The organism is Deinococcus aquiradiocola (genome assembly GCF_014646915.1).
Lineage (GTDB): Bacteria > Deinococcota > Deinococci > Deinococcales > Deinococcaceae > Deinococcus > Deinococcus aquiradiocola.
Genome location: NZ_BMOE01000003.1, coordinates 357,569 through 379,510 on the forward strand (window position 1 = coordinate 357,569; position 21,942 = coordinate 379,510).

The 21,942-nt window shown below is 71.0% G+C and carries 19 protein-coding genes; 6 read left to right on the plus strand and 13 right to left on the minus strand.

Annotation, left to right across the window (positions count from 1 at the left end):
* Positions 1–18: 18 nt before the first annotated feature.
* From IEY33_RS07150 to IEY33_RS07165, 4 genes are all read right to left on the minus strand, one after another.
* Entirely contained in the window at positions 19–1,077 is a 1,059-nt protein-coding gene (locus IEY33_RS07150) for an ABC transporter ATP-binding protein (protein ID WP_188961581.1), read from the minus strand.
* Positions 1,074–1,853 carry an ABC transporter permease gene (locus IEY33_RS07155; RefSeq protein WP_188961582.1) on the minus strand — a complete coding sequence of 260 codons (780 nt, stop codon included), beginning with the start codon at positions 1,851–1,853 and terminating at the stop codon, positions 1,074–1,076. The genes IEY33_RS07150 and IEY33_RS07155 overlap by 4 nt, the downstream gene beginning before the upstream one ends.
* 133 nt (positions 1,854–1,986) lie before the next feature.
* On the minus strand, positions 1,987–2,916 hold the full coding sequence (locus IEY33_RS07160; RefSeq protein ID WP_229670851.1) for an ABC transporter permease: 930 nt from the start codon (positions 2,914–2,916) through the stop codon (positions 1,987–1,989).
* A 178-nt stretch (positions 2,917–3,094) separates the two neighbouring features.
* On the minus strand, positions 3,095–4,189 hold the full coding sequence (locus IEY33_RS07165) for an ABC transporter substrate-binding protein (protein WP_188961583.1): 1,095 nt from the start codon (positions 4,187–4,189) through the stop codon (positions 3,095–3,097).
* Between the two features lie 201 nt (positions 4,190–4,390).
* On the opposite strand from IEY33_RS07165, the gene IEY33_RS07170 reads away from it, so the two are divergent.
* The 4 genes from IEY33_RS07170 (at position 4,391) to IEY33_RS07185 (ending at position 8,607) form a co-directional block, all read left to right on the plus strand.
* A complete protein-coding gene (locus tag IEY33_RS07170) occupies positions 4,391–5,200 on the plus strand; it encodes a sugar phosphate isomerase/epimerase family protein (RefSeq protein WP_188961585.1) in 810 nt (269 codons plus the stop codon).
* Positions 5,201–5,263: 63 nt separating this feature from the next.
* A complete protein-coding gene (locus IEY33_RS07175) occupies positions 5,264–6,247 on the plus strand; it encodes an aldo/keto reductase (RefSeq protein WP_188961588.1) in 984 nt (327 codons plus the stop codon).
* A gap of 240 nt (positions 6,248–6,487) precedes the next feature.
* Complete coding sequence (gene rpoD / locus IEY33_RS07180) at positions 6,488–8,236, plus strand: RNA polymerase sigma factor RpoD (protein WP_188961590.1); 1,749 nt, start codon at positions 6,488–6,490, stop codon at positions 8,234–8,236.
* A gap of 176 nt (positions 8,237–8,412) precedes the next feature.
* On the plus strand, positions 8,413–8,607 hold the full coding sequence (locus IEY33_RS07185) for a hypothetical protein (RefSeq protein WP_188961593.1): 195 nt from the start codon (positions 8,413–8,415) through the stop codon (positions 8,605–8,607).
* Positions 8,608–8,698: 91 nt separating this feature from the next.
* Here the strand turns inward: IEY33_RS07185 and IEY33_RS07190 are convergent, their stop codons facing one another.
* The 7 genes from IEY33_RS07190 to IEY33_RS07220 form a co-directional block, all read right to left on the minus strand.
* Positions 8,699–9,181, minus strand: a complete 483-nt coding sequence (locus IEY33_RS07190; RefSeq protein WP_188961596.1) for a hypothetical protein — start codon at positions 9,179–9,181, stop codon at positions 8,699–8,701.
* Between the two features lie 120 nt (positions 9,182–9,301).
* On the minus strand, positions 9,302–9,976 hold the full coding sequence (locus IEY33_RS07195) for a response regulator (RefSeq protein ID WP_188961598.1): 675 nt from the start codon (positions 9,974–9,976) through the stop codon (positions 9,302–9,304).
* Positions 9,973–11,661 (minus strand): ATP-binding protein, encoded by a 1,689-nt coding sequence (locus IEY33_RS07200; RefSeq protein ID WP_188961600.1) that lies wholly within the window; start codon positions 11,659–11,661, stop codon positions 9,973–9,975. Before IEY33_RS07200 ends, IEY33_RS07195 begins: the two co-directional genes overlap by 4 nt.
* 95 nt (positions 11,662–11,756) lie before the next feature.
* Positions 11,757–12,815, minus strand: coding sequence for an ABC transporter ATP-binding protein (locus tag IEY33_RS07205; protein WP_188961603.1), 1,059 nt, complete (start codon positions 12,813–12,815; stop codon positions 11,757–11,759).
* Positions 12,816–12,897: 82 nt separating this feature from the next.
* Positions 12,898–14,634, minus strand: coding sequence for an ABC transporter permease (locus tag IEY33_RS07210; RefSeq protein ID WP_229670852.1), 1,737 nt, complete (start codon positions 14,632–14,634; stop codon positions 12,898–12,900).
* A gap of 3 nt (positions 14,635–14,637) precedes the next feature.
* The gene (locus IEY33_RS07215) at positions 14,638–15,741 is read right to left on the minus strand and encodes an ABC transporter substrate-binding protein (protein WP_188961606.1); all 1,104 of its coding nucleotides are present in this window, start codon (positions 15,739–15,741) and stop codon (positions 14,638–14,640) included.
* A gap of 247 nt (positions 15,742–15,988) precedes the next feature.
* The gene (locus IEY33_RS07220) at positions 15,989–18,199 is read right to left on the minus strand and encodes a helicase domain-containing protein (RefSeq protein WP_188961608.1); all 2,211 of its coding nucleotides are present in this window, start codon (positions 18,197–18,199) and stop codon (positions 15,989–15,991) included.
* Between the two features lie 229 nt (positions 18,200–18,428).
* On the opposite strand from IEY33_RS07220, the gene IEY33_RS07225 reads away from it, so the two are divergent.
* A complete protein-coding gene (locus IEY33_RS07225; protein ID WP_188961611.1) occupies positions 18,429–18,647 on the plus strand; it encodes a hypothetical protein in 219 nt (72 codons plus the stop codon).
* A 113-nt stretch (positions 18,648–18,760) separates the two neighbouring features.
* Positions 18,761–19,222 (plus strand): hypothetical protein, encoded by a 462-nt coding sequence (locus IEY33_RS07230; protein ID WP_188961614.1) that lies wholly within the window; start codon positions 18,761–18,763, stop codon positions 19,220–19,222.
* Positions 19,223–19,264: 42 nt separating this feature from the next.
* Here IEY33_RS07230 and IEY33_RS07235 read toward each other — a convergent pair whose 3' ends face one another.
* Entirely contained in the window at positions 19,265–19,945 is a 681-nt protein-coding gene (locus tag IEY33_RS07235; protein ID WP_188961616.1) for a GNAT family N-acetyltransferase, read from the minus strand.
* Positions 19,946–20,030: 85 nt separating this feature from the next.
* Entirely contained in the window at positions 20,031–21,875 is a 1,845-nt protein-coding gene (locus IEY33_RS07240; protein WP_229670853.1) for an ABC transporter ATP-binding protein, read from the minus strand.
* Between the last annotated feature and the right edge of the window lie 67 nt (positions 21,876–21,942).

Sequence of the window (21,942 nt, forward strand, 5' to 3'; positions counted from 1 at the left end):
CAGGGCGCGCAGGTCCACTCAGGCGCGCAGGACGTGGGCGGCGAGGGGACCGAGGTGCACCTGCACGCGCTGCCCGGTGGGGTGCGCGGACGCCTCGTTGCCCTGCAGGTCCACCGCGAGGACGCTGCCGCCCACCCGGACGCTGAGGCGCGTGATGGACCCCAGGAAGCGGCGGTCGGTGATCTCGCCCGTCAGGCCGTGCGCGTCCTCGGCAGGCGTGAGGCGGAGTTCCTCGGGCCGCAGGTACAGGCGCAGCGGCGCGCCGTTCTGGAAACTGCGGGCCGCGTCCACCTGCACCGGGTGCGGCCAGCCGTCCACGGTCACGAGGCCCTGCGCCGCGTCGAGGACGCGCGCGTCCAGACCGTTGGCGGTCCCGACGAATTCCGCCACGAAGGCGCTGGCGGGCCTGCGGTAGATGTCCTCGGGCGTGCCGAGCTGCGCGATGGCGCCCTTCTCCATCACGACGACGCGATCGGAGATGGCGAGCGCCTCCTCCTGGTCGTGCGTGACGAAGAGGGTGGTGGTGCCCGTCTCGCGCTGCACGCGGCGGATCTCGTCGCGCAGGTTCAGGCGCACCTGCGCGTCCAGGGCCGAGAGCGGTTCGTCGAGGAGCAGCACGTCGGGCTGCGGGGCGAGCGCGCGGGCGAGCGCGACGCGCTGCTGCTGCCCGCCGCTCAGCTGGTGCGGGTAGCGTTTCCGGGCGTCCTGCAGGCCGATCAGGTCGAAGAGGGCGTCCACGCGCCGCGCCGTCTCGCTACTGCTCTCGCCGCGCACCTTCAGGCCGAACCGGACGTTGTCCTCGGCGTTCAGGTTCGGGAAGAGACTGTACGCCTGGAAGACCATGCCCATGCGGCGTTTCGCGGCGGGCAGCGGGGTGAGGTCGCGGCCGTCGAGAAGGACCCGGCCGGTGGTGGGCGGGTTGAAGCCCGCCACGATGCGCAGCAGCGTGGTCTTGCCGCAGCCGGACGGGCCGAGCAGCGTGACGAGTTCCCCGCGTTCCAGCGAGAGGTCCAGCGGGCTGAGCGCGACGTTGCTGCCGTAACTTTTGGAGACGTTCTGGGCGGTCAGGTAACTCACCGTGTTCCTCCGAGGGCGACGCGGCCCCGCCCGACGCGCAGCATGACAAGCATGGCGAGCCACGTGACGGCGAGACTGATGAGGGACAGGGCGGCGGCCGGGGTGCTCTGCGTCTGTCCGATGTAGTTGATGTACACGGCGAAGGTGTTGAAGAGGAGCACGTTCGCGAACGTGAACTCGCCGAGCACGATGGCGAACGTGAGGAGGGCCGCGCCGAGCACGGCGGCACTGATGTTCGGGAGGATCACGCGCCACAGCAGGGTGCCCCAGCCCGCCCCGAGGCTCTGCGCGGCCTCGCTGAGCGTCTGCAGGTCCAGGGCGCGCAGGCCCGTGTCGAGCGTCCGGTACGTGTACGGGAGGGCCAGCACGACGTATCCGGCCACCAGGAACTGCGGGGTGCCCACGAACCACTCCGGGCCGCGGTACAGGGCACTGAGACCCCCGACGAGCACGATGGGCGGCACCACGAACGACAGCACCGACAGCAGGCCCAGCACGTTCCGCAGGCCCGGCGCGCGCAGGTTCACCCAGAACGCGGCGGGCACCACGAGGACGAGACTGATCACGATGGTTTCCAGGGCGAGCATGAACGACAGCCCGAACGTCTGCCGGAACTGCGGGTCCTGCAGGATGTGGGCGTACGCGCTGAAGTCGTAGCGGGTGCCGCCTGCCCACAGGCTGAAGATGGCGAGCGCGAGGATCGGCAGGAAGAAGTACAGGAAGCCGAGCAGGATCACGAGCCAGCGGCCGCCCTGAGCGGCAGGCGAGGCCCTCATTCGCCCTCCGATTCAATCCCGCGTTCTCTGCGGGATTGATCCGACTGAAAGGAGAAGGAGAGGGTGCGGGTTTCGCGGTATGGACGCGCGGGCGGCGCTGTCCCGCCTGCGCGGGAATGGAGCGGAATCCGGATCACCGGCGCCACCTCGACCCGAGGCGTTCCAGGGTGGTGTAGGCGAGCATGGTGACGGTCATGACGGCGATCACGAGCAGCGCGAGCGCCTGCCCGAGGTGCGGGTCGGAGAGGACGTTGCCGGACAGCACCGCGCCGATCTGCAGGGGCAGCAGCGGGAGCGCGCCGGACGTGAGGGCGTAGGCGGTGGCGTACGCGGAGAAGGCGTTGCCGAACAGCAGCACGGCGCTCGCCAGGAGGCTCGGCGCGAGGACGGGGAGGCCCACCATGCGCCAGAACTGCGCGGCGCTCGCGCCGAGGTTCTCGGCCGCTTCGCGCCACTCGCGGCGCAGGCCGTCCAGGGCGGGCGTGATCAGGATGACCATCAGGGGAATCTGGAAGTACGCGTACACGAGCATCAGGCCGCCGAACGTGAAGAGGTTGAAGCCGTGCTGGTAGAGGTTGATGCCGATGCCGGACAGCAGGCGCGTCACCATGCCGGTCGTGCCGAGCGTCGCCACGAACGCCAGCGCGAGCGGCACGCCCGCGAAGTTCGCGGCGACGCCCGAGAAGGCGATGAGGGGGTTACGGAGCCAGGCGGGGCCGCCGTCGCCCATCACGGCGTAGGCGAGCAGGCCGCCGATCACGGTGCCGATGACGGCCGACCCGCCGCTGAGCAGCAGGCTGTTGCGCAGGCCCGTCATGTACTGCGGCTGCGCGAGTTCCCGCAGGTGCGCGAGCGTGAACCCGCCGGGCGCGCCGTCCACGCCGTCCGCGCGGAACGCGCCGACGAGCACCGCGAACGCGGGTACGATCAGGAAGGCGAGCAGCACCGCCAGAAGCGGCCCGACGAACAGGGCCGTGCTGAGCCACGCGCGGCGGTGTTCACGGCCTGCGCGCGGGGCGGGCGGAACCGCGAGCAGCGCCGGTCCTTCCGTGCTGGCCTTCACGCGCAGACCTGCCTGCGGAGTCGGGACGGGTACGGGCAGAGGACGCAGGAGGAGGGGGCGGGGAACGGGTGTGCGGTGCAGGAACTGGGCAGCACGGGACCTCCGGGGAACGCGTGGGAAGGGAATTCAGAAATCCCCGCCGGCCCTCGGGCTGACGGGGACGGAACGCGTGGGCCGGTTACTGGCCGACTTTCGCGGCCCACTGGGCCTTGAGGACGTCCTGTGCCTTCTTGACCTGGGCGGGCGTGGCGAACTTGACGTTCTGGTACACGGCCGCGTCGGGCAGCGTGGCGAGGATGTCCTTGCCGATCACGCCGCGTTTCACCATGTCGTTGAAGCGGATGGGGTGCGCGTACCCCTTGAGGAACATCAGCTGTCCGGCGTCGGAGAGGATGAATTCCTCCCAGAGTTTCGCGGCGGACGGGTTGGGGGCGCTGGCGTTGATGGCGGTCGCGTAGTGGCTGCCGTACACGCCGTCGGAGGGGACGGTGACGGTCCACTCGACCTTCCCGGCGAACTGCTTGCTGTACCCGAGGTTCAGGTAGTCCCAGTCGGCGACGATGGGCGTCTGGCCGGTCTGGACGGTGGCGGGCGTCGCGCCGACCGGGATGTAGTTGCCGTTCGCCTTGAGTTTCGCGAAGAAGTCGATGCCCGGCTGGATGTTGTCGAGCGAGCCGCCGTTCGCGAGTGCGGCGGACCACACGGCCGAGAATGCCGCCTGCGCGGAGAGCGGGTTGCCGTTCAGCGCGACCTGTCCCTTGTACTCGGGCTTGAGGAGGTCCGCCCAGGTTTTGGGGACGTTCTTGACGATGCTCTTGTTGACGCCGAAGGAGATCACGCCGAAGTAGTTGCCGACCCAGTACCCGTCCTTGTCCTTGGCGCTGGCGGGGATGCTGGCCCAGGTGCTGGGCTTGTAGGGCGTGAAGAGCTTCTCGGTGGTGCCCTGGATGGCGAAGGCGGGACCCACGTCCACGACGTCCGGCGCGCGGCGCTGCCCTTTGAGGGAGCGGATCGCCTGGAGTTCCTCGGCGCTGCTGGCGTCGGGGGAGGCGTTGGTGAGCTTCAGGCCGTACGCCTTCTGGAAGCTGTCCATGATCTCGCCGTAGTTCGCCCAGTCTGGCGGAAGGGCGATGGTGTTGATGCTGCCGTCTTTCTTGGCGGCGTTCACGAGGGCGGCCGGGAGGGCGGGGGCCATGGTCATGGTCTGGGCCAGGGCGACCACGGAGCCAGCACCGATGAGCAGGAGCGTGAGACGGGCAAGCTGATTTTTCATGGACTTCACCTCGGTGAGAGAAACCTTCAACGTTGGTTAGTGTCGGGGGGCATTGTAAGCTTCGTGTCAGATTGTTCACAAGTCCGGCGCCACACCTTCCGGGCGCGTCCCGACGGCGCCTGACCCGGCAGTGACGTGCAAGGCCGAACATGAGGGCGTCCGGCAGCAGCGCCCCGCCCTACCCCTACCTCAGGAGCCGTCATGAACGACCTCAGCACGCTCGGTCTCGCCGTCACCCTCCCCGAACTTGAACGCAGCGCCGACTGGCTGCGGGACGGCGCGCGCGACGTGGAGCTGCAGGACATCAGCGAACCCCTTGTCATGGACGCCGACTGGAGGGCGGTGGCGCGCCGCTGCGCTCGCCTGCTGGACGGCCATGCGGGCCGGGTGGGGGTGCACGCCCCGTTCTGGGACCTGACGGTCGCCCCGCAGGACGCGAGCATCCGCGCGGCGGTGCAGGCGCGGCTGTCGCTGGGCCTAGATTTCGCGGAGGAGGTGGGCGGCACGCACCTCGTGCTGCACAGCCCCTTCCATTTCTTCGGGCATCCGCTCGTCGCGCATCAGGAGACGCTGCAGGCGGAGATCGCGCTCGCGCACCTCACGCTCACGCCGCTGCTGGAGCGCGCCGAGCAGCTCGGCTGCACCCTGGTGATCGAGAACATCCTGGACGTGAATCCCGCGCCGCTGCTGGCGCTGGTGGCGTCGTTCTCCAGTCCCGCGCTGCGCCTGAGCGTGGACGTGGGGCACGCGCACATGATGGCCGCGCGGGGCGGACCGCCCGCCGACGCGTGGCTCACGCAGGGCGGGGACGTGCTGGGGCACGTGCACCTGCAGGACAACGACGGCAGCAGCGACGCGCACCTCGCGCCGGGCGGCGGGACGATCAACTGGGCGGCGGTCCTGCGGGCCCTGCGCGCGCAGACCGGGACGCCGCGCCTGATCGTGGAGGTCGTGCAGGGCGAACTGGAGCGCGCGGTGGCCTGGGTGGACGCCGTGACGCGGGACGCCTGAACGGACGCACGGCACGCGCCAGACGAGGCCGGTCCCCGTGAGCGGCGTGCTATGACGGTGGGCATGACTTCCTCCCCCTCCGTCCCCCCTGCCCCGGCCGCCCGCGCGGTGCTGGGACTGGGGCTCGCGGCGCTCGGTCGGCCCGGGTACATCAACCTGGGGCACGCGCAGGACCTCACGGACGCCCGGGACCCGCTGGCGCTGCGCGACCGGGCGCACGCCGTGCTGGACGCCGCGTGGGACGCCGGCGTGCGGCATTTCGATGCGGCGCGCTCGTACGGCCGCGCCGAGGTGTTCCTGGCGGGCTGGCTGACCGGTCGCGGCCTCACGCGGGCCGACGTGACCGTGAGTTCCAAGTGGGGGTACGCGTACACGGCCGCGTGGCGCACGCAGGCGGACCGGCATGAGGTGAAGGAACACAGCGCCGACCACCTGGAGCGGCAGTGGCCGCAGTCGCGGGCCGTGCTGGGCCGCTGGCTGTCCCTGTACCTGACCCACTCGGTCACGCCGGACAGCGGCGTGCTGGACGACCCGCACCTGCTGGCGAGGCTGGCGGCCATGCGGGCGCAGGGCGTCACGCCGGGCCTGTCGCTGAGCGGCCCGCAGCAGGCGGAGGTCCTGCAGCGCGCCCTGACGCTGCGCGTGGAGGGCGAACCGGTGTTCGGGGCGGTGCAGGCGACCTTCAACCTGCACGAACGCGCTGCGGCCGGGCCGCTGCTGGCTGCGCGGGCGGCGGGCTGGCGGGTGTACGTCAAGGAGGGCGTCGCGAATGGTCGCCTGACGGCGCGCGCCCCTGCCGTGCCCCCACCGCTCGCACGGGTCGCGCAGCGGCACGGCGTGACGCCCGACGCGGTGGCCCTCGCGTACGTGCTGGCGCAGCCGTTCGCGGACGTGGTCCTGAGCGGCGCGGCGACCGTAGCGCACCTGCAGAGCAACCTCACGGCCAGGGACGTGACGCTCACGGCCGCCGACCTGGACGAACTGGCCGCCCTGCAGGAACCGGGCGCCGGGTACTGGGCGACCCGCGCGGCCCTCCCCTGGAACTGAGGGCGTGGCGCTGTTCCGCGCGGCGGTTCTTCTGGCATGATGTGGGGCAGCCCCGGACGGCCAGGTCCGGACGCGCGTGGCAGGGCCGAAACCGGCAGTCCGGGCACGATGTACCGGACGGTGACGGTGTACAATAACGGGTTGAATCCATTCACGGCTGGCTGAACCTTCAGCTGCACGCCTTCCCCTCCCGCCCGCATCCACGACATGGACCCGCCCGCTGTTTTCACAGGAGGACAGATGCCTGACAAGAGCGAACCCAGCAAGCCCCGCACCAAGGTGGCTGCCCAGACCACCAGCACCACGACCGCCAAGACTGCCCCGCGCGTGAAGTCGCGCGTCCCGACCGCCCGCAAGCCCGCTGACACCGGCACGCCCGCCCAGCCGGACGCCGTGAAGGCCCCGGCCACCCTGACGGCCACCCCGAGCACGGCCGCCGCGACCGCCCCGAAGCCCGAAGCCGTGAAGGCCGCGCCCGTGCAGGCCGAGACGCCCGCCCCGAAACCCGCCGCCGCCAAGCCCGCCCCGGCCAAGGCGAGCCCCGCCAAGCCTGCTGCGAAGAGCGACGAGCCCAAGCCCACCAAGCCCGCCCCCAAAAAGGCCGCCCCCAAGCCTGCCGCGCCCGAAGTGGAAGCGCCCCCCAAGGCCATCAAGACGGCCGCCAAACCCACCGCCCGTGCCGCCAAGCCGAAAAAGGCCACGCCCGAAACGAAAGCGCAGCCGAGCGCGCCCGGCGCGGCGCCCGCCGTGCCCGGCAGCGTCTCCCCGCTGTACGCGCACCCCGTCATCCAGGCCCTCATCGCGTCCGGTAAGGCCGTGGGCGTGGTGTCCGCCGAGGACGCCGCCGCCGCCCTCAGCACCGCGCTCGAAGCCTCCGGCATCGACACCGACCAGGGCGAAGCCTTCGAGGGCCTGCAGCTGCTCCTCGCCGCTCAGGACGTGGAACTGCAGGACCCGGCCGAGGACGACCTCGAAGAAGACCTCGACGCCGAAGACGACGAGGAGGGTGGTCGTCCGGCTGAGGCCGCCTTCAGCGAGGACGACGCCTTCCTGAACAGCCTGCCGCGCGCCGTGTCCACCGACCCCGTCCGGCAGTACCTGCACGAGATCGGCCGCGTACCCCTCCTGAGCATCGCCGAGGAGATCAGCCTCGCGCGACGCATCGAGGACGGCGAGTTCGCCCGCCAGACGCTCGAAGACAACCTCGACCTCGACGAACGCGAACGCCGCCGCCTGCAGCGCCAGGTGGAGGACGGCGAGGCCGCGAGACAGGGTCTCGTGGAAGCGAACCTGCGCCTCGTGGTCAGCATCGCCAAGAAGTACACCAACCGCGGCCTGGGCTTCCTGGACCTCATCCAGGAGGGCAACGGCGGCCTCATCCGCGCCGTGCAGAAGTTCGAGTACCGCCGTGGCTACAAGTTCAGCACGTACGCCACCTGGTGGATCCGGCAGGCCGTGAACCGCGCCATCGCCGACCAGGCCCGCACCATCCGCATCCCGGTGCACATGGTCGAGACCATCAACAAACTCTCCCGCACGGCGCGTCAGGTGCAGCAGGAACTCAGCCGCGAGGCGACGCCCGAGGAGATCGCCGAGGCGATGGGCCCAGGGTGGGACGCCGCGAAGGTCGAGGACACGCAGAAGGTCAGCCAGGAGCCTGTCAGCCTGGAGACGCCCATCGGCGCGGAGAACGACAGCTTCTACGGCGACTTCATTCCCGACGACGTGCTCATGAGCCCCGCCGCGAACGCCGACGCCACCCTGCTGAACGAAGCGATCGAACGGGCCCTGAGCAAGCTCGACGAGCGCGAAGCGATGGTGCTGCGCCTGCGCAAAGGCATGGTGGACGGCCGCGAGCACACCCTCGAAGAGGTCGGCAACCACTTCAAGGTGACGCGCGAACGCATCCGCCAGATCGAGAACAAGGCCCTGCGCAAGCTGAAGTACCTGGAGAGCCGCAGCCGCGCCCTCCGCGACTTCCTCGACTGACCCACCCTCACCCGTTCCGGCGGCCCTCCTGGCGACAGGGGCGGCCGCCGTTTCATTGCCGCTCCGGCCGGAGCGGCCCTCGTGCCCCCACTTCTTCAAGGGCAGGTCAACTTCACTTCAAGGCGCTGTCAACGGCAGCTGACCCTGCGCTGCCGCCACCCGCCTAAGGTGGAGGCATGAAGCGAATGACCTTCCTGTCCCTGATCAGCGCGCTGGTTCTGGCGGTGCTGGCCATTCCGCTGCTGTTCGCCTTCACGCCCGCCGGCATCGCATGCTGCATCGCCAGCCTGCTGATGGCGGTGCTGACCGTGCCGGACCTCTCCCGTCAGGACGAGCGGCCCGGGCCTGACCTCGACGGGCTGCTGCAGTAAGTCACCGCACGGACCTGAACGAAAAGCACAGCCCACTCCGGTCTTCAGGGTGGGCTTTCGTCTGCCCGCGCGCAGGACAGAGCGGTGCGCGTTACAGGCCAGGAATGGGCGTGGGAACGTCCCTGATGACCTGGCCGTTTGCGGCCGCCTGGGCGCTGAGGGCGCCCGCACCGTTCTCGAGGGCCTGCTCGTCGGCCGGGTTGACCTTGCCCGTCTTGAGGGTGCCGCCGAGGGTCGTCATCTCGGCACTCAGGGTGTTGAGCGCCCCGTCGAGCTTCATCAGGGTGGGGGATGCGCTGTTCGCGGCGACCTTGCGGGCCACGCTCACCTCGTGCGCCGCGAACGCGAGCGCGAGGCCGCCCTTGACCATCGCTGCGGTCCGGCCGGGCGCGCCCGCCGAGAACTTCCCCTGCCTGAACGGCATCAGGTCCCAGTGGTGGAAGGCGTAGTACGCCGCGCCCAGGTGCAGCAGGAAGCGCGTCTTGTCGAGGATGGCGTAGGAGGTGCTGAAGGGCGTGGCGGTGAGGGTGAGGAGCAGCGCGGCGGACGTGAGACGGCGGGTTCGTGGGTGCATGTGGTCTCCTGAGGGCATTCCGGCGGGGCCGGGGTGTGCCTCAGGATATGGACGGCCGGTATAGCGTCGGTGAAGCCTGTACTCCCACGTCTGTGGCGCGCCGGGGAGAGGTCAGCGTGGTCACGGGGCAGTGCCGGGGGCAGGGCGGGCCGCGCGGTACAGTTTGGCGGGCCGGCCGGGCGCGCCGTAACTGAAGTCCAGTTCGACCTGCCCGCACTCCAGCAGGTACTCCAGGTACCGCCAGGCAGTGACGCGGCTCACGCCGATGGCGCTGCCGACCTCCTCGGCACTCAGGGGCGTGCCGGCCTGCGCGTCCAGCACCTGCCGCACGCGGCGCAGCATGCCTTCCTCGATACCTTTGGGAAGAACCGCGCCGGGCAGGCCGAGCAGGCGGTCGAGGCGGTGCTGCGTGATGGCCTGACCGGGGAAACGCTGGCGTCCGCTGGCGCGCGTGATGGCGTCCAGCAGGCGCGCGCCCTCGAAAGGCTTGATGACGTAGTCGACCACGCCGAGCGACAGGGCCTGCCGGACCGTCTGCAGGTCGTCGGCGGCGGTGAGCATCACCACGTCCGTCACCTGCCCGGCAGCGCGCAGGGCGAGCAGCAGGTCGAGGCCCCGGCCGTCCGGGAGGTACATGTCGAGCAGGATCAGGTCCGGCTGCAGGTGCGCGGCGAGCGACACGCCCTCCTGCACGGTCCCGGCCACGCCGATCACGTCGTGTCCGCCTGCCACGACGAGGTCCCGGTTGACCTGCGCCACCCAGCGGTCGTCCTCGACGAGCAGGATGCGGGTCACCGCGCGTCCCCCGGCAGGTACGGGCGGGCGGGGTCGGCAGCGGCGCTGCGCGGCAGGCTCAGCTGGAAGACGGTGTGCTCGCCGCGGCGCAGGTACCGCAGGGTCCCGCCGAGCGCGGCGACGCGGGTGGTGACGTTGCTCAGCCCGTACCCGCGTCCCTGGCCTCGCGTGCTGCTGCCCTGCAGGAACAGGGTGGGGCGCAGGTCGTCCGGCACGCCCGGGCCGTTGTCCGTCACTTCCAGCTGCAGGCCCTCGGGGTCCTCGCCGACGGACAGGGTGACGAGGCCGCCCGCGCCGCGTTCGCGCAGCGCCTCGAAGGCGTTCTCGATGAGGTTCCCGGCGGCCGTGATGAGCGCCTCGCCTGCCGTCTCCCAGCGGGCGGAGAGCTCCGACCCGGCCTCCACCTGGAAACTCAGGCCGAGTTCCGTCGCGCGGTCGCGCTTCCCGGTCAGGAGGGCCGCGAGGCGCGGGACCTGAATGCCGCGCAGCAGTTCGCGGAAGTCCGTGTCGCGCCGTACCTCCTCGCGCACGACCTTGATGGCCTCGTCGGGCCGTCCGAGCTGCAGCAGGCCGCTGATGGTGTGCATGCGGTTCAGGTGCTCGTGCGTCTGGGCGCGCAGCACGTCCACGAAGCCGCGCACCTGCGTGAGTTCCTCCGCGAGGCGCATGACTTCCGCCCGGTCCCGGAACGACGCGACGAAGCCGCCCTCGGGGAGCGGTTCGAGGTTCACGATGACGGGCGAGCCGTGCAGTTGCAGGCCCAGGTTCCGGAGCGGCCCCACGCGCGGAACGGCGTTCAGTTCGGGCCACAGCGCGGCGAGCGGCAGGGCCTGCGCCCTCCCGGTGGGCGGAGTCAGGCGCAGCAGCTCGGTCGCCTGCGCGTTCGTGAGCGTCACTTCACCGCGCGCGTCCACGGCGATCACGCCCTCGCGCAGCGCGGCGAGCACGCCCCGGTGCTGGTGGACGAGGTGCGCGATCTGTTCGGGTTCGAGGTTCAGGATCTGGCGTTTCAGGAGACGGGCCGTGAGGAGCGCGCCGAGCGTGCCGAGCGCCAGCGTGAGCAGGAACCACGGCAGGATGGCGCGCGCCACCTGCCGCGCGAGCGAGTCGATGCGCGGCATCAGGTACCCGGTGCTGACCACCCCGACCACCTGGCCGTTCCCGGCGCGAATGGGGACCTTGCCGCGCACGGCCGGGCCGAGCGAGCCGGTCGCGACGTTCACGATCTCCTTCCCGGCGAGCGGTAGCGCGTTGTCGCCGCCCTCCATCGGCCTGCCGAGCCGGTCGGCGCGCGGGTGCGCGAGCCGGATGCCGCGCCGGTCGCCGACCACGATGTAGTCCGCGCCGACCTTCGCGCGCAGCTGGCCGACGTAGGCGTTCAGGGCCGGGTCCTGCCGTCCGAGGCGCGCGGCCTCGACGACCTGCGGGACGGACGCGACCAGCCTGCTGATCCCGAGGGCACGCACGCCGAGGTCCGAGCGGACGCTGCGCTGCAGGAACGCCACCTCGATGCTGCCGAGCAGCAGCGTGACGCTTCCCAGCACCAGCAGGTGCAGCGCCACGAGTCGCCCGCCGATCCCGATCCGTGCCCACCCGGACAGGCGGGCCGCCGGGCGCGGGGCACGGTGACCGCCCGCGTCCCGGACGGGCCGGGGCGGGCGGGCGTGAGCAGAGGTGTCGGTCATGCGTGAAACCTCCCGGGACGGGACGGGCAGGGCGGCGGGCGGGGCGTGTGCCGGATCATAGCGCCACTGAACCCCGCCCCTTCAGACCGCGGGGTTCAGTGGAAGACGAGGAGCTTCTCGCGCGGGACGTGCATGGTGAGCTCCGCCGACGTGAGCCGCTGCGGGCTGTGGAAGCGAAGGCGGTCGCCGCCGACCTCCACCCAGTGTTCCCACACGGCGCCCAGGAACACCGAGTTCACGTGCCGGGCGGGGAAGGTGTTGGCCGCGCCGGGCTGCCCGAGTTCCAGGTGCTCCTGCCGGATGACGGCGCGGACCTTGCCCGCGAGTTCCGGGTCGTGCACGCCGACGCCTTCGAGCGTCGCGCCGTTCACCTGCACCTGCACGCCGGGGCCGCCCACATTGACGGGCTGCGCCTCCATGATGTTCGGGTTGCCGATGAAGTCCGCCACGAACAGCGAGTTCGGCTGGTCATACACCTGTTCGGGCGGCGCGTACTGCGCGAGCTTCCCGCCGCGCAGGATCGCGACGCGGTCCGAGATGGCCATCGCCTCGGACTGGTCGTGCGTGACGAAGATGGCGGTCTTGCCGCTCGCCTTGAGGGCTTCGCGCAGCCACGCGCGGGCGTGCTCGCGGAGTTTCGCGTCGAGGTTGCTGAGCGGCTCGTCGAGGAGCAGCAGGACGGGTTCGGTCACGAAGGCGCGGGCCAGCGACACGCGCTGCTGCTGCCCGCCGGACAGCTGGCCGGGGTAGCGCGCGCCGAGCGCGCCGAGGCCGATCTGTTCGAGCACGTCCGACACCTTGCGGCTGATGTCGGCCCTGCCTTCGCGGCGCTGTTCCAGACCGAACGCGACGTTCTGCGCGACGGTCTTGTGCGGCCACAGCGCGTAACTCTGGAACACCAGGCCCAGTTGCCGCTGTTCGGGCGGGACGTTGGTGCGGGTCTCGGCGTCGTACACGGGGCGACCGTCGATGCTGATGCGGCCCGCGTCGGGGGTTTCCAGGCCGCTGATGCAGCGCAGGAGGGTGGTCTTGCCACTGCCGGACGGGCCGAGCAGGGCGACGATCTCGCCGGTCTCGACGGTCAGGTTCAGGCCGTCCAGGATGGTGTTGCCGCCCAGGACCTTGCCGAGGTTCTCGATGTTGAGGGTGCTCATCTGCGTTCTCCGTGGATGCTGAGTGGGGGGTGGGGAAGGTCTCGCCGCCTGGGCGGGGAAGGCCGGACGGCGAGACGCGTTCCTATTCGGGCCGCACGCCGAAGCGCGTGGCGAGGCTGTACACGCCGACGATGATCACGATCTGCAGGCTGGAGAGGGCCGCGATGCTGTCCACGGCGCCCGTACCCCACAGCTGCACGATCTGCGCGCCGAGCACCTCGGTGCCGGGGCTGAGCAGGTACACGGCGCTGCTGTACTCGCGCACGAACTGCATGAAGATCAGCAGCCACGCGGCGATCAGGCCGGGTTTCAGGACGGGCAGCGTGGCCTTCAGGAAGGCGCCCGTGGCGGTCGCGCCACCGATGCGGGCCGCTTCCTCCAGGTCGCGGCTCACCTGCCCGAGGGCCGCCGTGATGAGGCGCACGCCGTACGGGAGCCACACCACCATGTACGCGAGCGCGATGCTGATCAGGGTGGGCCGCACGGGCTTCAGGACCGGCACGAAGATGAACAGCCAGAACAGCGCGAGGCCCATGATGAGGCCCGGCACGGCGCGCGGCAGGCCCGCGAGGTAATCGAGGGTCCGGCTCACGCCTCTGGGGGCGCGCTGGATGCCGAGCGCGACGAGCAGGTACACGGCGACGGCCACGCCGCCGCCCACGAGGGCCACGATGAGGGTGTTCACGACGCTGCGGCTCAGGTCGGGCGTGCTGAAGATCGCGGCATAGTTCGCGCCGGTCAGGGCGTCCAGCAGGTTCACGCCCGGCCCCCAGCTCCGCACGAGGCTGCGCAGCAGCACGCCCGCCATGGGCGTCACCACGGCGTACAGCAGGTACAGGATGGTGAGCGCGGCGAGCGGCCACTTCCACGCGCCGAGCTTGAGGCGCTGCGCGCGGTAACCTTTCGCGCCGAGGGACGCATAACTGCCGCGCTGCCGCGTGAGGGCGCGCTGCATGAACACGATCAGCAGGGCGAGCAGGATGAGGATCATCGCGACGACGGCCATCGGACCGTAGGCGGGCACGCCGGTCACGGCGGTCAGGCGGTACAGGTACGTGGTGATGACGTCCACGCCGCGCGAGTCGCCGAGCACGAGCGGCAGGCCGAAGATCTCGAAGCCGAGGAGCAGCATCAGCATGGCGCTGTAGACCAGGGCGGGCCGCACGAGCGGCAGCGTGACGCTCGTCATGACCTTCCAGACGCCCGCGCCGGACAGGCGCGCGGCTTCCTCCAGGGACGCGTCGAGGTTCTTCATGGTGGTGGACACGTACAGGAACACGTACGGGACGTGCGTGAGGCCCGCGATGAGGGCGATGGCGGGCAGCGTGTACACGGACCACGGCGTGCTCGTCAGGTGGAAGAGGCTGGTGAAGAGGCCGCTCACGAAGCCGCTCGGCCCGAGCGACACGATGAAGCCCACGCCGAGCACGATGGGCGACACGAAGATCGGGGTGAGGAGCAGCACCTCGAAGACCTTCGCGAACGGCAGGTCCGTCTTGGTGACGAGGAACGCCAGCACCGAGCCGAGCGGCACCGCGATGAAGATCATGGCGGCGGCCAGCACGGCGCTGTTCCCGAAGGCGCGCCAGAAGGCCGGGTCAGTCAGCACCTGCGAGTACGCGCTCACGCCGACCTGCTTGACGGGCGCGAAGAAGGGGTTACTCAGGAAGCTCTGCCACAGCAGCAGCAGCAGCGGTGAGAGCACCGCCACCGCCACCGCCGCGAGCAGCAGCCACCAGCCGACGGGCAGGGGCGGGCGCGACGCGCGCGCGCCCTGCCGTGCCGGGCTCCGCTGACCTGCGAGGGGCGGCACGGTCACGGCTCACTGCCCCTTGACGTTCTTGCGCCAGAGGTTCAGGAAGGTGTTGCGGTTGGCGGGCACGAGGTTGTCGAGGAGGCGCTTGTCGACCGCGATCACCTTGAGGTTCCCGGCCCCGCCGACGGCCTGCGTGAGGGTCGCGCGGGTCGCCTTGCCCGCCACGTCACCGCGCAGCGAGTAGATCAGCGACTGGTTCGCCATGACGAGCTGACCGCGGCGCGACAGCAGGTAGTCCAGGAAGAGCTTGGCGGTGTTGGGGGCCTTGCTGGCCTTGTTGATGACGGCGACGCGCTGGAAGGCGATGGTGCCGTCCTTCCAGAACTTCATGCCGAGGTCCGGCACGGTCTTCTGTCGCAGCAGGGCGTAACTGCCGATGATGTTGTACCCGTACAGCGCCTCGCCGCTCGTGACCTTTTCGAGCATCGCGCCGGTGCTGCTGTACAGGCCCGCCTGCGCCTTCCCGAGGCCCAGGGACACCGCGCCGAAGTCCCTGTTCGTCTGGTTGTCGTACTCGGTGAGCGTGAAGCCCACACCGGACTTCTCCGGGTCCCAGGTGGCGATCTTGCCGGTGAGTTTGCCGCCGGAGAGCAGCGCCGCGAAGGCCGCGTGCGTGGCGGGCAGGTCGCCGGGCTTCACGAGGCGCTTGTTGTAGATGAGGGCGGCCGGTTCGAGCGTCGTGCCGAACGCCATGTTCTGGTAGCTGTTCTCCGCCGCGAAGTTCTTGCTTTCGGGCGACGCGTAGCTGAGGGCGTAGCCGTCGGCGGCCAGCTTGACCTGCAGGTCCATCGCGCTGCTCCACAGGACGTCGGCGGTGGGCGTCCCGGCGGCCGCTTCGGCCAGGAAGCGGCTGTACAGCTGCGAGGTACCGATGTCGTTGTACTCGATATTCGCGAAGGGGTACGCCTTGCGGAAGTCGTCGATGAGCGGTTGCGCGCTCGCCTGGTCGGTGCTGGAGTAGATGATCAGCTTGCCTTCCTTCTTCGCCCCGTCGATGACGGAGGCGTAGCTGGCGGGGTAACCGTTCGGGACGGCCTGGGCCTGGACGGCGGGCGCGGCGAGCAGCGAGACGGTGAGCAGGGACAGCGCATGACGGGCGTTCTTGAGCATGACAGACCTCCGGGTGAGCGCCGGGGTCGGCCCCGGTCGCGGCTTGGTTGTGCTTGTGAGGTCAGCTTAGGTCCTCGCGGCACACCTTCCGGAGTTGCGTTCGTTGCTTAAGTAACGTTCACGCGCCGTGAACAGAACCCGGCAGGGCGTCGCCCGGCGCTCAGGCGCTCGTCAGATCTCATCCGGCTGCCGGTCGCTGGGTGATGCGGTCTCTGCACCCGACTTCACCAGGACAGGAGGGCGGGGGTCAGGAGGCGAAGGTGCCGCGCTCGTCGTCAGGTGGCAGCAGCAGCGGGTGCAGGGGCCCTTCGGCCGTCAGGGCCAGCATGTGCAGGCCGCGCGACGCGCTGACGTACATCAGACGCGACTCGAATTCCGTGCCGGGATCGTAGTGCGCGGCGTCCGCGCCCGCCACCACGCACCCGTCGAACTCCAGGCCCTTCGCGAGGTTCACGGGCAGGATCACCACCCCGCCCGAGTAGCGCGCCTGCTCGTTCAGGATCGGCTGGGCGTCCACGTCGTGGTGCCGCATGGCGGCGGCGAGCGTCTCGGCGTCCGCCGCGCGTCGCGTCACGACCGCCACGTTGCGGTGCCCCTGCGCCTGAATGGCCTTCACGGCGCGCGCCGTGAGGACCGCGAGCGGTTCGCCCGTGAGGCGCATGACGTCCGCGCCGTCACGGTCCACGCCCACCACGTCGGCCGCGCGGTTGTACGTCGCGGCGACGCGGGCGGACAGGCGCGTGATCTGCCGCGTGCTGCGGTACGTGCGGGACAGCGTGGTGAGGCGCGCGCGGGCTTCGCCACCCAGTGCGGCCTGCACGTCCGCCCAGCGGCCCGGTCCCTTGTACCCGTGCAGGCCCTGGTTCAGGTCGCCGAGTGCCGTGATGTGGCCGGGGCGCGCCGCGCGGGCCAGCAGGGCGTACAGCAGCGGCGCGTAGTCCTGCGCCTCGTCGAGCACGATGTGGTCGTACGGCGCGACCTCGCGGCCCTCGCGGCGACCCACGCCGTCCAGCAGGGCCGCGACGGCCAGCATGAGCGGGATCTCGGTCACGTCGGCGGAACTGCGGCGCGGTTTGGCGACGCTCGTGAGGGGGTCACCGAGCAGCACGTCCAGCGTCCGCTCGTCGAGCAGGCCGTCCGCGGCGGCGCGCAGGGTCGCCTCGTCCGACACGATGCGGCGGCCCTCGCTGACCGGCAGGATGCCCGCGAAGACCTTGCCGGTCAGGGCCGTCACCTCCGGCGCGAGGAGCCGCGTGACGCGCGTGACCTCCGCGTCCCCGGACGCGTTCAGCAGGCCGAGGACGCGCTCGAGGGTCGCCGTGCGGAACGCCGAACGGTACCCTTCGAGCGGCGAGCGGCGCTGCACGTCGTCCAGCAGGCCCTGCAGGTCGTGCGGGCCGAGCTGCACGCTGCGCGTCTCACCGCGCAGGTCCACCTGCAGCGCGAACTCCAGCCGCGCGACGTTCACCGCGAGCCTGCGGGCGAGGTGGCGACGCACCACCTCCAGCATCCGCAGGTCCCCGAGCGCCTTCGCGCGGCGCCACGCGGCCCGGCGACGCCCGTTGTCGCGGTCCTGCAGCAGCAGCGTCAGGGTGCGGTCCGTGACGTCCATCTTCTCCAGGCCCAGGAACGACAGTGCCCAGCTTTCGGGCGTCGTCACGTTCACGCCCTGCAGGTTCAGGCCCGGCAGGACGCGCGCCGCGTACGCGGCCAGCACCTGGTTCGGCATCAGCACCAGGCACGCCTCCGGGCGGGCGCGTTCCGCCGCGCGTTCCGGGTGCATCAGCCACGCGAGGCGGTGGAAGCCGATGGTGGTCTTCCCGGACCCGGCCGCGCCCTGAATGAGCTGCGCCGTGCCTGCCGGGGCGCGCACCGCGTCGTTCTGTTCCGGCTGCAGCGTCTCCACCACGTCGCGCATGCCGGTCGTGGCGGCCTCCGACAGGCGGCTGAGCAGCACGGCCTCGCGTCCGCCCGTGTCGCCGCCCGCGTCCACGTCGTACAGGTCCGTCACGCGGTGCAGGGCACGGTCCTGCACGTCCAGCTGCCGCCGGCGCAGCACTGTCCCCTTGAGGCCGGCTGCCTGTCCTCGGCCCGGCGCGGTCCAGGTCAGCGCGTCGCTGTAGTACAGGCTGCCGACCGCCGACTCCCACGACACCACCGAGTGCGGCCCCTGCAGGTCCAGGAAGGCGTGCTTGCCGACGTACAGCAGCTGCTCGCGCCCGCCGATGCGGACGCGCAGGCTCCCGAAGTACGGTTCCTTGACGTGCACAGCCAGCATCGCGGCCTTCTCCTCGGCGTTGTCGGCCAGCGTGAGGCTCGTTTCGAGGTCCGCGCCGACGTTCCGGTCGCGGTCCTCCCAAGCGTCGATCTGCCGCAGCACGGCCCGGATGGTGTGCGTGAGGTGCGTCTCCTCGGCCTGGAAGTCGGGGTGGGTGGTCGGGGTGGCGGTCGCGGGCATGGGCTCCCCAGTATTGGGGCGGGAGGGGGGAGCGTCAACCGGACCTGAGAGGCGGGCCGGTGAGGCGCAGGCCACTCATGAAATTCAGCCTGACCTCATGCTGATGCATGCTTGGCCGACTGTGGACCGGGCGTCACATCTCCCGCACCAGCCGCACCCGCCCGAGGTCCGACCATGCTCAAGTACCGACACCTGCCCCTGCTGACCGCCCTGCTTCTCGCCTCGTGCGGTGAACGCAGGGACGGTGGGGGGCAGCGGTGACTTCTTCCGTGGCCTGACGGGCACCGTGACCGGCGGGACCGTCAACCTGTACGCCACGAGCGCCTCGCGCCTCGTCACGCTCAGCGACACGAGCGGGTACGGCGGCACCCTGACCGGTTCGCCCGTCACGCTCGCGACGGCTCCCACGAACACCGCGTACCGGGGCGTGACCATCAGCCCCAGGTGAGCCGGACCCGTGACCTCCCCCGGGCCACGGCTGCTCTACCCTGGGGCGTGGCGTCCACGTCTCCCCTGCCCGGCGGTCCCGGTCCCCTAATCGGGATCGCGGAGGTACATGACGTGAGTTTCGCGCATGCCGTGCCGCCGCTGGTGAGGCTGCTGCGCGACGAGGCGGAACTCGTGCCGGACCTGCTGCGGGCGCGGCCGTGGCTCGCGCCGGGCGACGCGGAGGCGGTGCTGAACGCGGTGCTGGACAGCGAGTGGACGGGGTTCGTCGCGCGGCTGGGCCGGGTGGGGCCGTGGGTGTATGCGCCGAGCGTGGCGGACCTGCAGGGCCTCTCCGCGCGCTACACGGCGCTCGTGCAGGTGACGCGGGCGGTCCGTGCCGCGCCGGACGGGCGGGCAGGAGCGCCCGGCGCGGCAGCCCGGGCAGGTGGTCCTCTCGCCGCACGGCTGCGGGCGGAGGGGAGGAGCGTCCCGCCGGACGCGGCAGGGCTGGAGGACGCCTTCTGGCGGGACGCAGAGGGACGGGCCCGTGAGCAGCGGGACGCGTGGCTCGCCCGGCACAGTGTGAGGCCCTGAACGAGTGCAGGTCCCTGAACGGCGGTCCGGTCCCGCCCGGGTTCAGCCCGGGCCGGGCCGCCCCACGAAGACGGTCAGCACCGTCCGTTCCTGAAAGCCCAGGCGCAGGTACACGCGCCTTGCGGCGTCGTTGTCGGCGGCGACGTGCAGGAACGGCCCCTCCCCGCGCGCCAGGATACCCGCCGTGGCGCTTGCCACGACGGCCGCGCCCAGCCCGCGCCGCTGCGCGTCCGGGTGCACGCACACGGCGCTCACCTCGCAGTATCCCTCAGGCCGTGCCCGCTCGCCCGCCAGAGCGATCAGTCGCCCGCCCTCGCGCACGCCCCAGTACGCGCCGAGGTCCGGCGTGCGCGTCTTGAACGGTCCCGGCCGGGTGAGCGTCACGAGGGCCTGCATGTCCGGCCGGTCGTCCGGCCCGAGACGCGTCACCGTGACGGGCGGCGCGTCCGGCGGCGCGGCGTGCGGGTACGTCATCTGCAGGATCTCGAAGGTGCGCAGCGTCGTCCAGTGCGGCGGGACCTGCAGGCCGTGGCCGAACAGCACGCCCACACCGTCCGGCCCGAGCAGCCCCGCCAGGGCCGCCCACGCGGCCGGTGTGTCGTCCTGCAGGGCCGCGAACGGCGCGACGTCCGGACGGTAGCGCCTCGCCATGCCCGTGCCCTCGCTCCAGGCGTGCTGTGGGCCGCTGAGGGCCGACCAGAAAGGATTGTCGAGCGGCGTCATGTCCCGAGCATAGGGCATGACTGCGGGCGTCCACGGAAGAACGGTGTACGGACGTGGTGGCGTCGCCGGTCCACCCGCCTGCGGTTCAGTCGGCGTAGCCGCTCGCTTGCAGGCGGTACAGCGAGGCGTACCGGCCGTCCTGCGCCATGAGTTCGGCGTGCGATCCGCTCTCGCTGACGTGGCCGTCCTCCAGCACCACGATCCTGTCGGCGAGGCGCACGGTGGAGAAGCGGTGCGAGATGATGACGGTGATGCGTTCACCCGCCTGTTCGCGCAGGCGCGTCACCGTCTCGTACTCGGCGGCGGCGTCGAGCGCGGCGGTCGGCTCATCGAACACGAGGACGGACGCGGGCCGGTAGTACAGCCGGGCGAGCGCGACCTTCTGCCACTGCCCGCCGGACAGCTGCCGCCCGCCGCTGAACATGCGCCCCAGCATGGTGTCGTACCCGGCCGGGAGGCCCGCCAGGACCTCCTGCGCGCCGGACCATTCAGCAGCCTGTTCGACCTGCGCGGCGTTCCCCTCGCCGTTCAGGACGACGTTCTCGCGCGCCGTCATCTGATACTGCCCGAAGTCCTGAAAGATGATGCTCATCTCGGCCTGCACGCTGCGGGCACTGAAACGCGCGGCGTCCTGTCCGTTCAGCAGGATGCGGCCCCCGGTCGGCTGGAAGAGCCGCGTGAGGAGTTTGATGGCGGTGGTCTTCCCCGCGCCGTTCTCTCCGACCAGGGCGAGCGCCTCGCCGCGCCGGACGGTGAAGGACAGGCCGTTCAGGACGGCGCGCGTCGTGAGCGGGTAACTGAAACTCACGTCCTGGAAGTCGATGGTGTGGATCGGGCCTTCCCACGTCTCGCCCGCGTCGAGGTCCCGGGTCGGCAGTTCGAGGAACTCGAAGAGGTTCCGGATGTACAGCAGGTTCTGGTAGATGCCGCTCACACCGGTCAGCAGGCCGGAGAACTGCGCCTGCACCTGCGCGATGCCGAGCGCGAACAGCGAGAAGTCCCCGACCGTAATCTCACCCCGCGCGGCCCGGGCGAGCACGCCGAGCGTGGCGACCCCCACCAGTGCGGCGGAGAGCAGGGACGCCGCGAGCGTCCACGCGTTGCGGCGCTGGACGAGCGGCACGAGCTGCGCCCGGAACTTGAGGTAGTAGTCCTGCCAGCGCTGCAGCAGGTACGGTTCGAAGTTGAACAGCCGGACTTCCTTGACGAGCGCGTCCGAGGTGAGGACGCTCCCGAGGTAGTTCTGCACGCGGGCGTCCTGCGTGCGGCGGCGCAGCATCCGGTAGCTCTCGGTGCCGAAGCGGTTCTGGATGATCACGCCGGGGACGCTGGCGATCAGGACGAGCGGCAGGACGAGCGGGCCGAGCCTCGCCATCAGCACGCCGATCGAGCCGAGCGTGATGACGGCCTGCAGCAGGCTGATCAGTTGCGTGAGCACGCCGAGGGGGCGCACGCCGACCTCGCGGTAGGCGTTCTGGAGGGCGTCGTACGTTTCGGCGTCCTCGAAGCGTTCGACCTCCAGGCCGACGGCCTTGCGCAGGATCTGCAGGGTGATGCGGTTCTGCAGGCGGTCGCCGAGCAGTTCGCGGGAGGTGTTCTGGAAGCTGGCGAGGACGGCACCGAGCGCGCCCACGCCGACCTGCAGGGCGAGGAGCTGCACGAGGTGCGGGTAACCGCCGACCGCGCCGAGGTTTCCGGTGGTGGCCTTGCCGACCGCGTCCACGAGGAGTTTGGTGGTGTAGAGGGTCGCGGCGGGCAGGAACGCACCGAGGAACGACAGGGTCAGGAGGACGGTGGTGTGGCCGGGGCTGCTCTGCCAGACGAGGCGGACGGTGGCGAGCAGGTCGCGCAGTTGCGTGCGTGCGTCGGGGGTGCTGACCGGTGCGTCCGGGTTGACCGGCGGGCGGGGTCTGGGGGGCGGGGTCATCATCTCCGGTCAGTCTGGCGCAGGGAGGGCGGCGGGATGCCTCGCGAAGCACAATTAAAACGCGTGTACG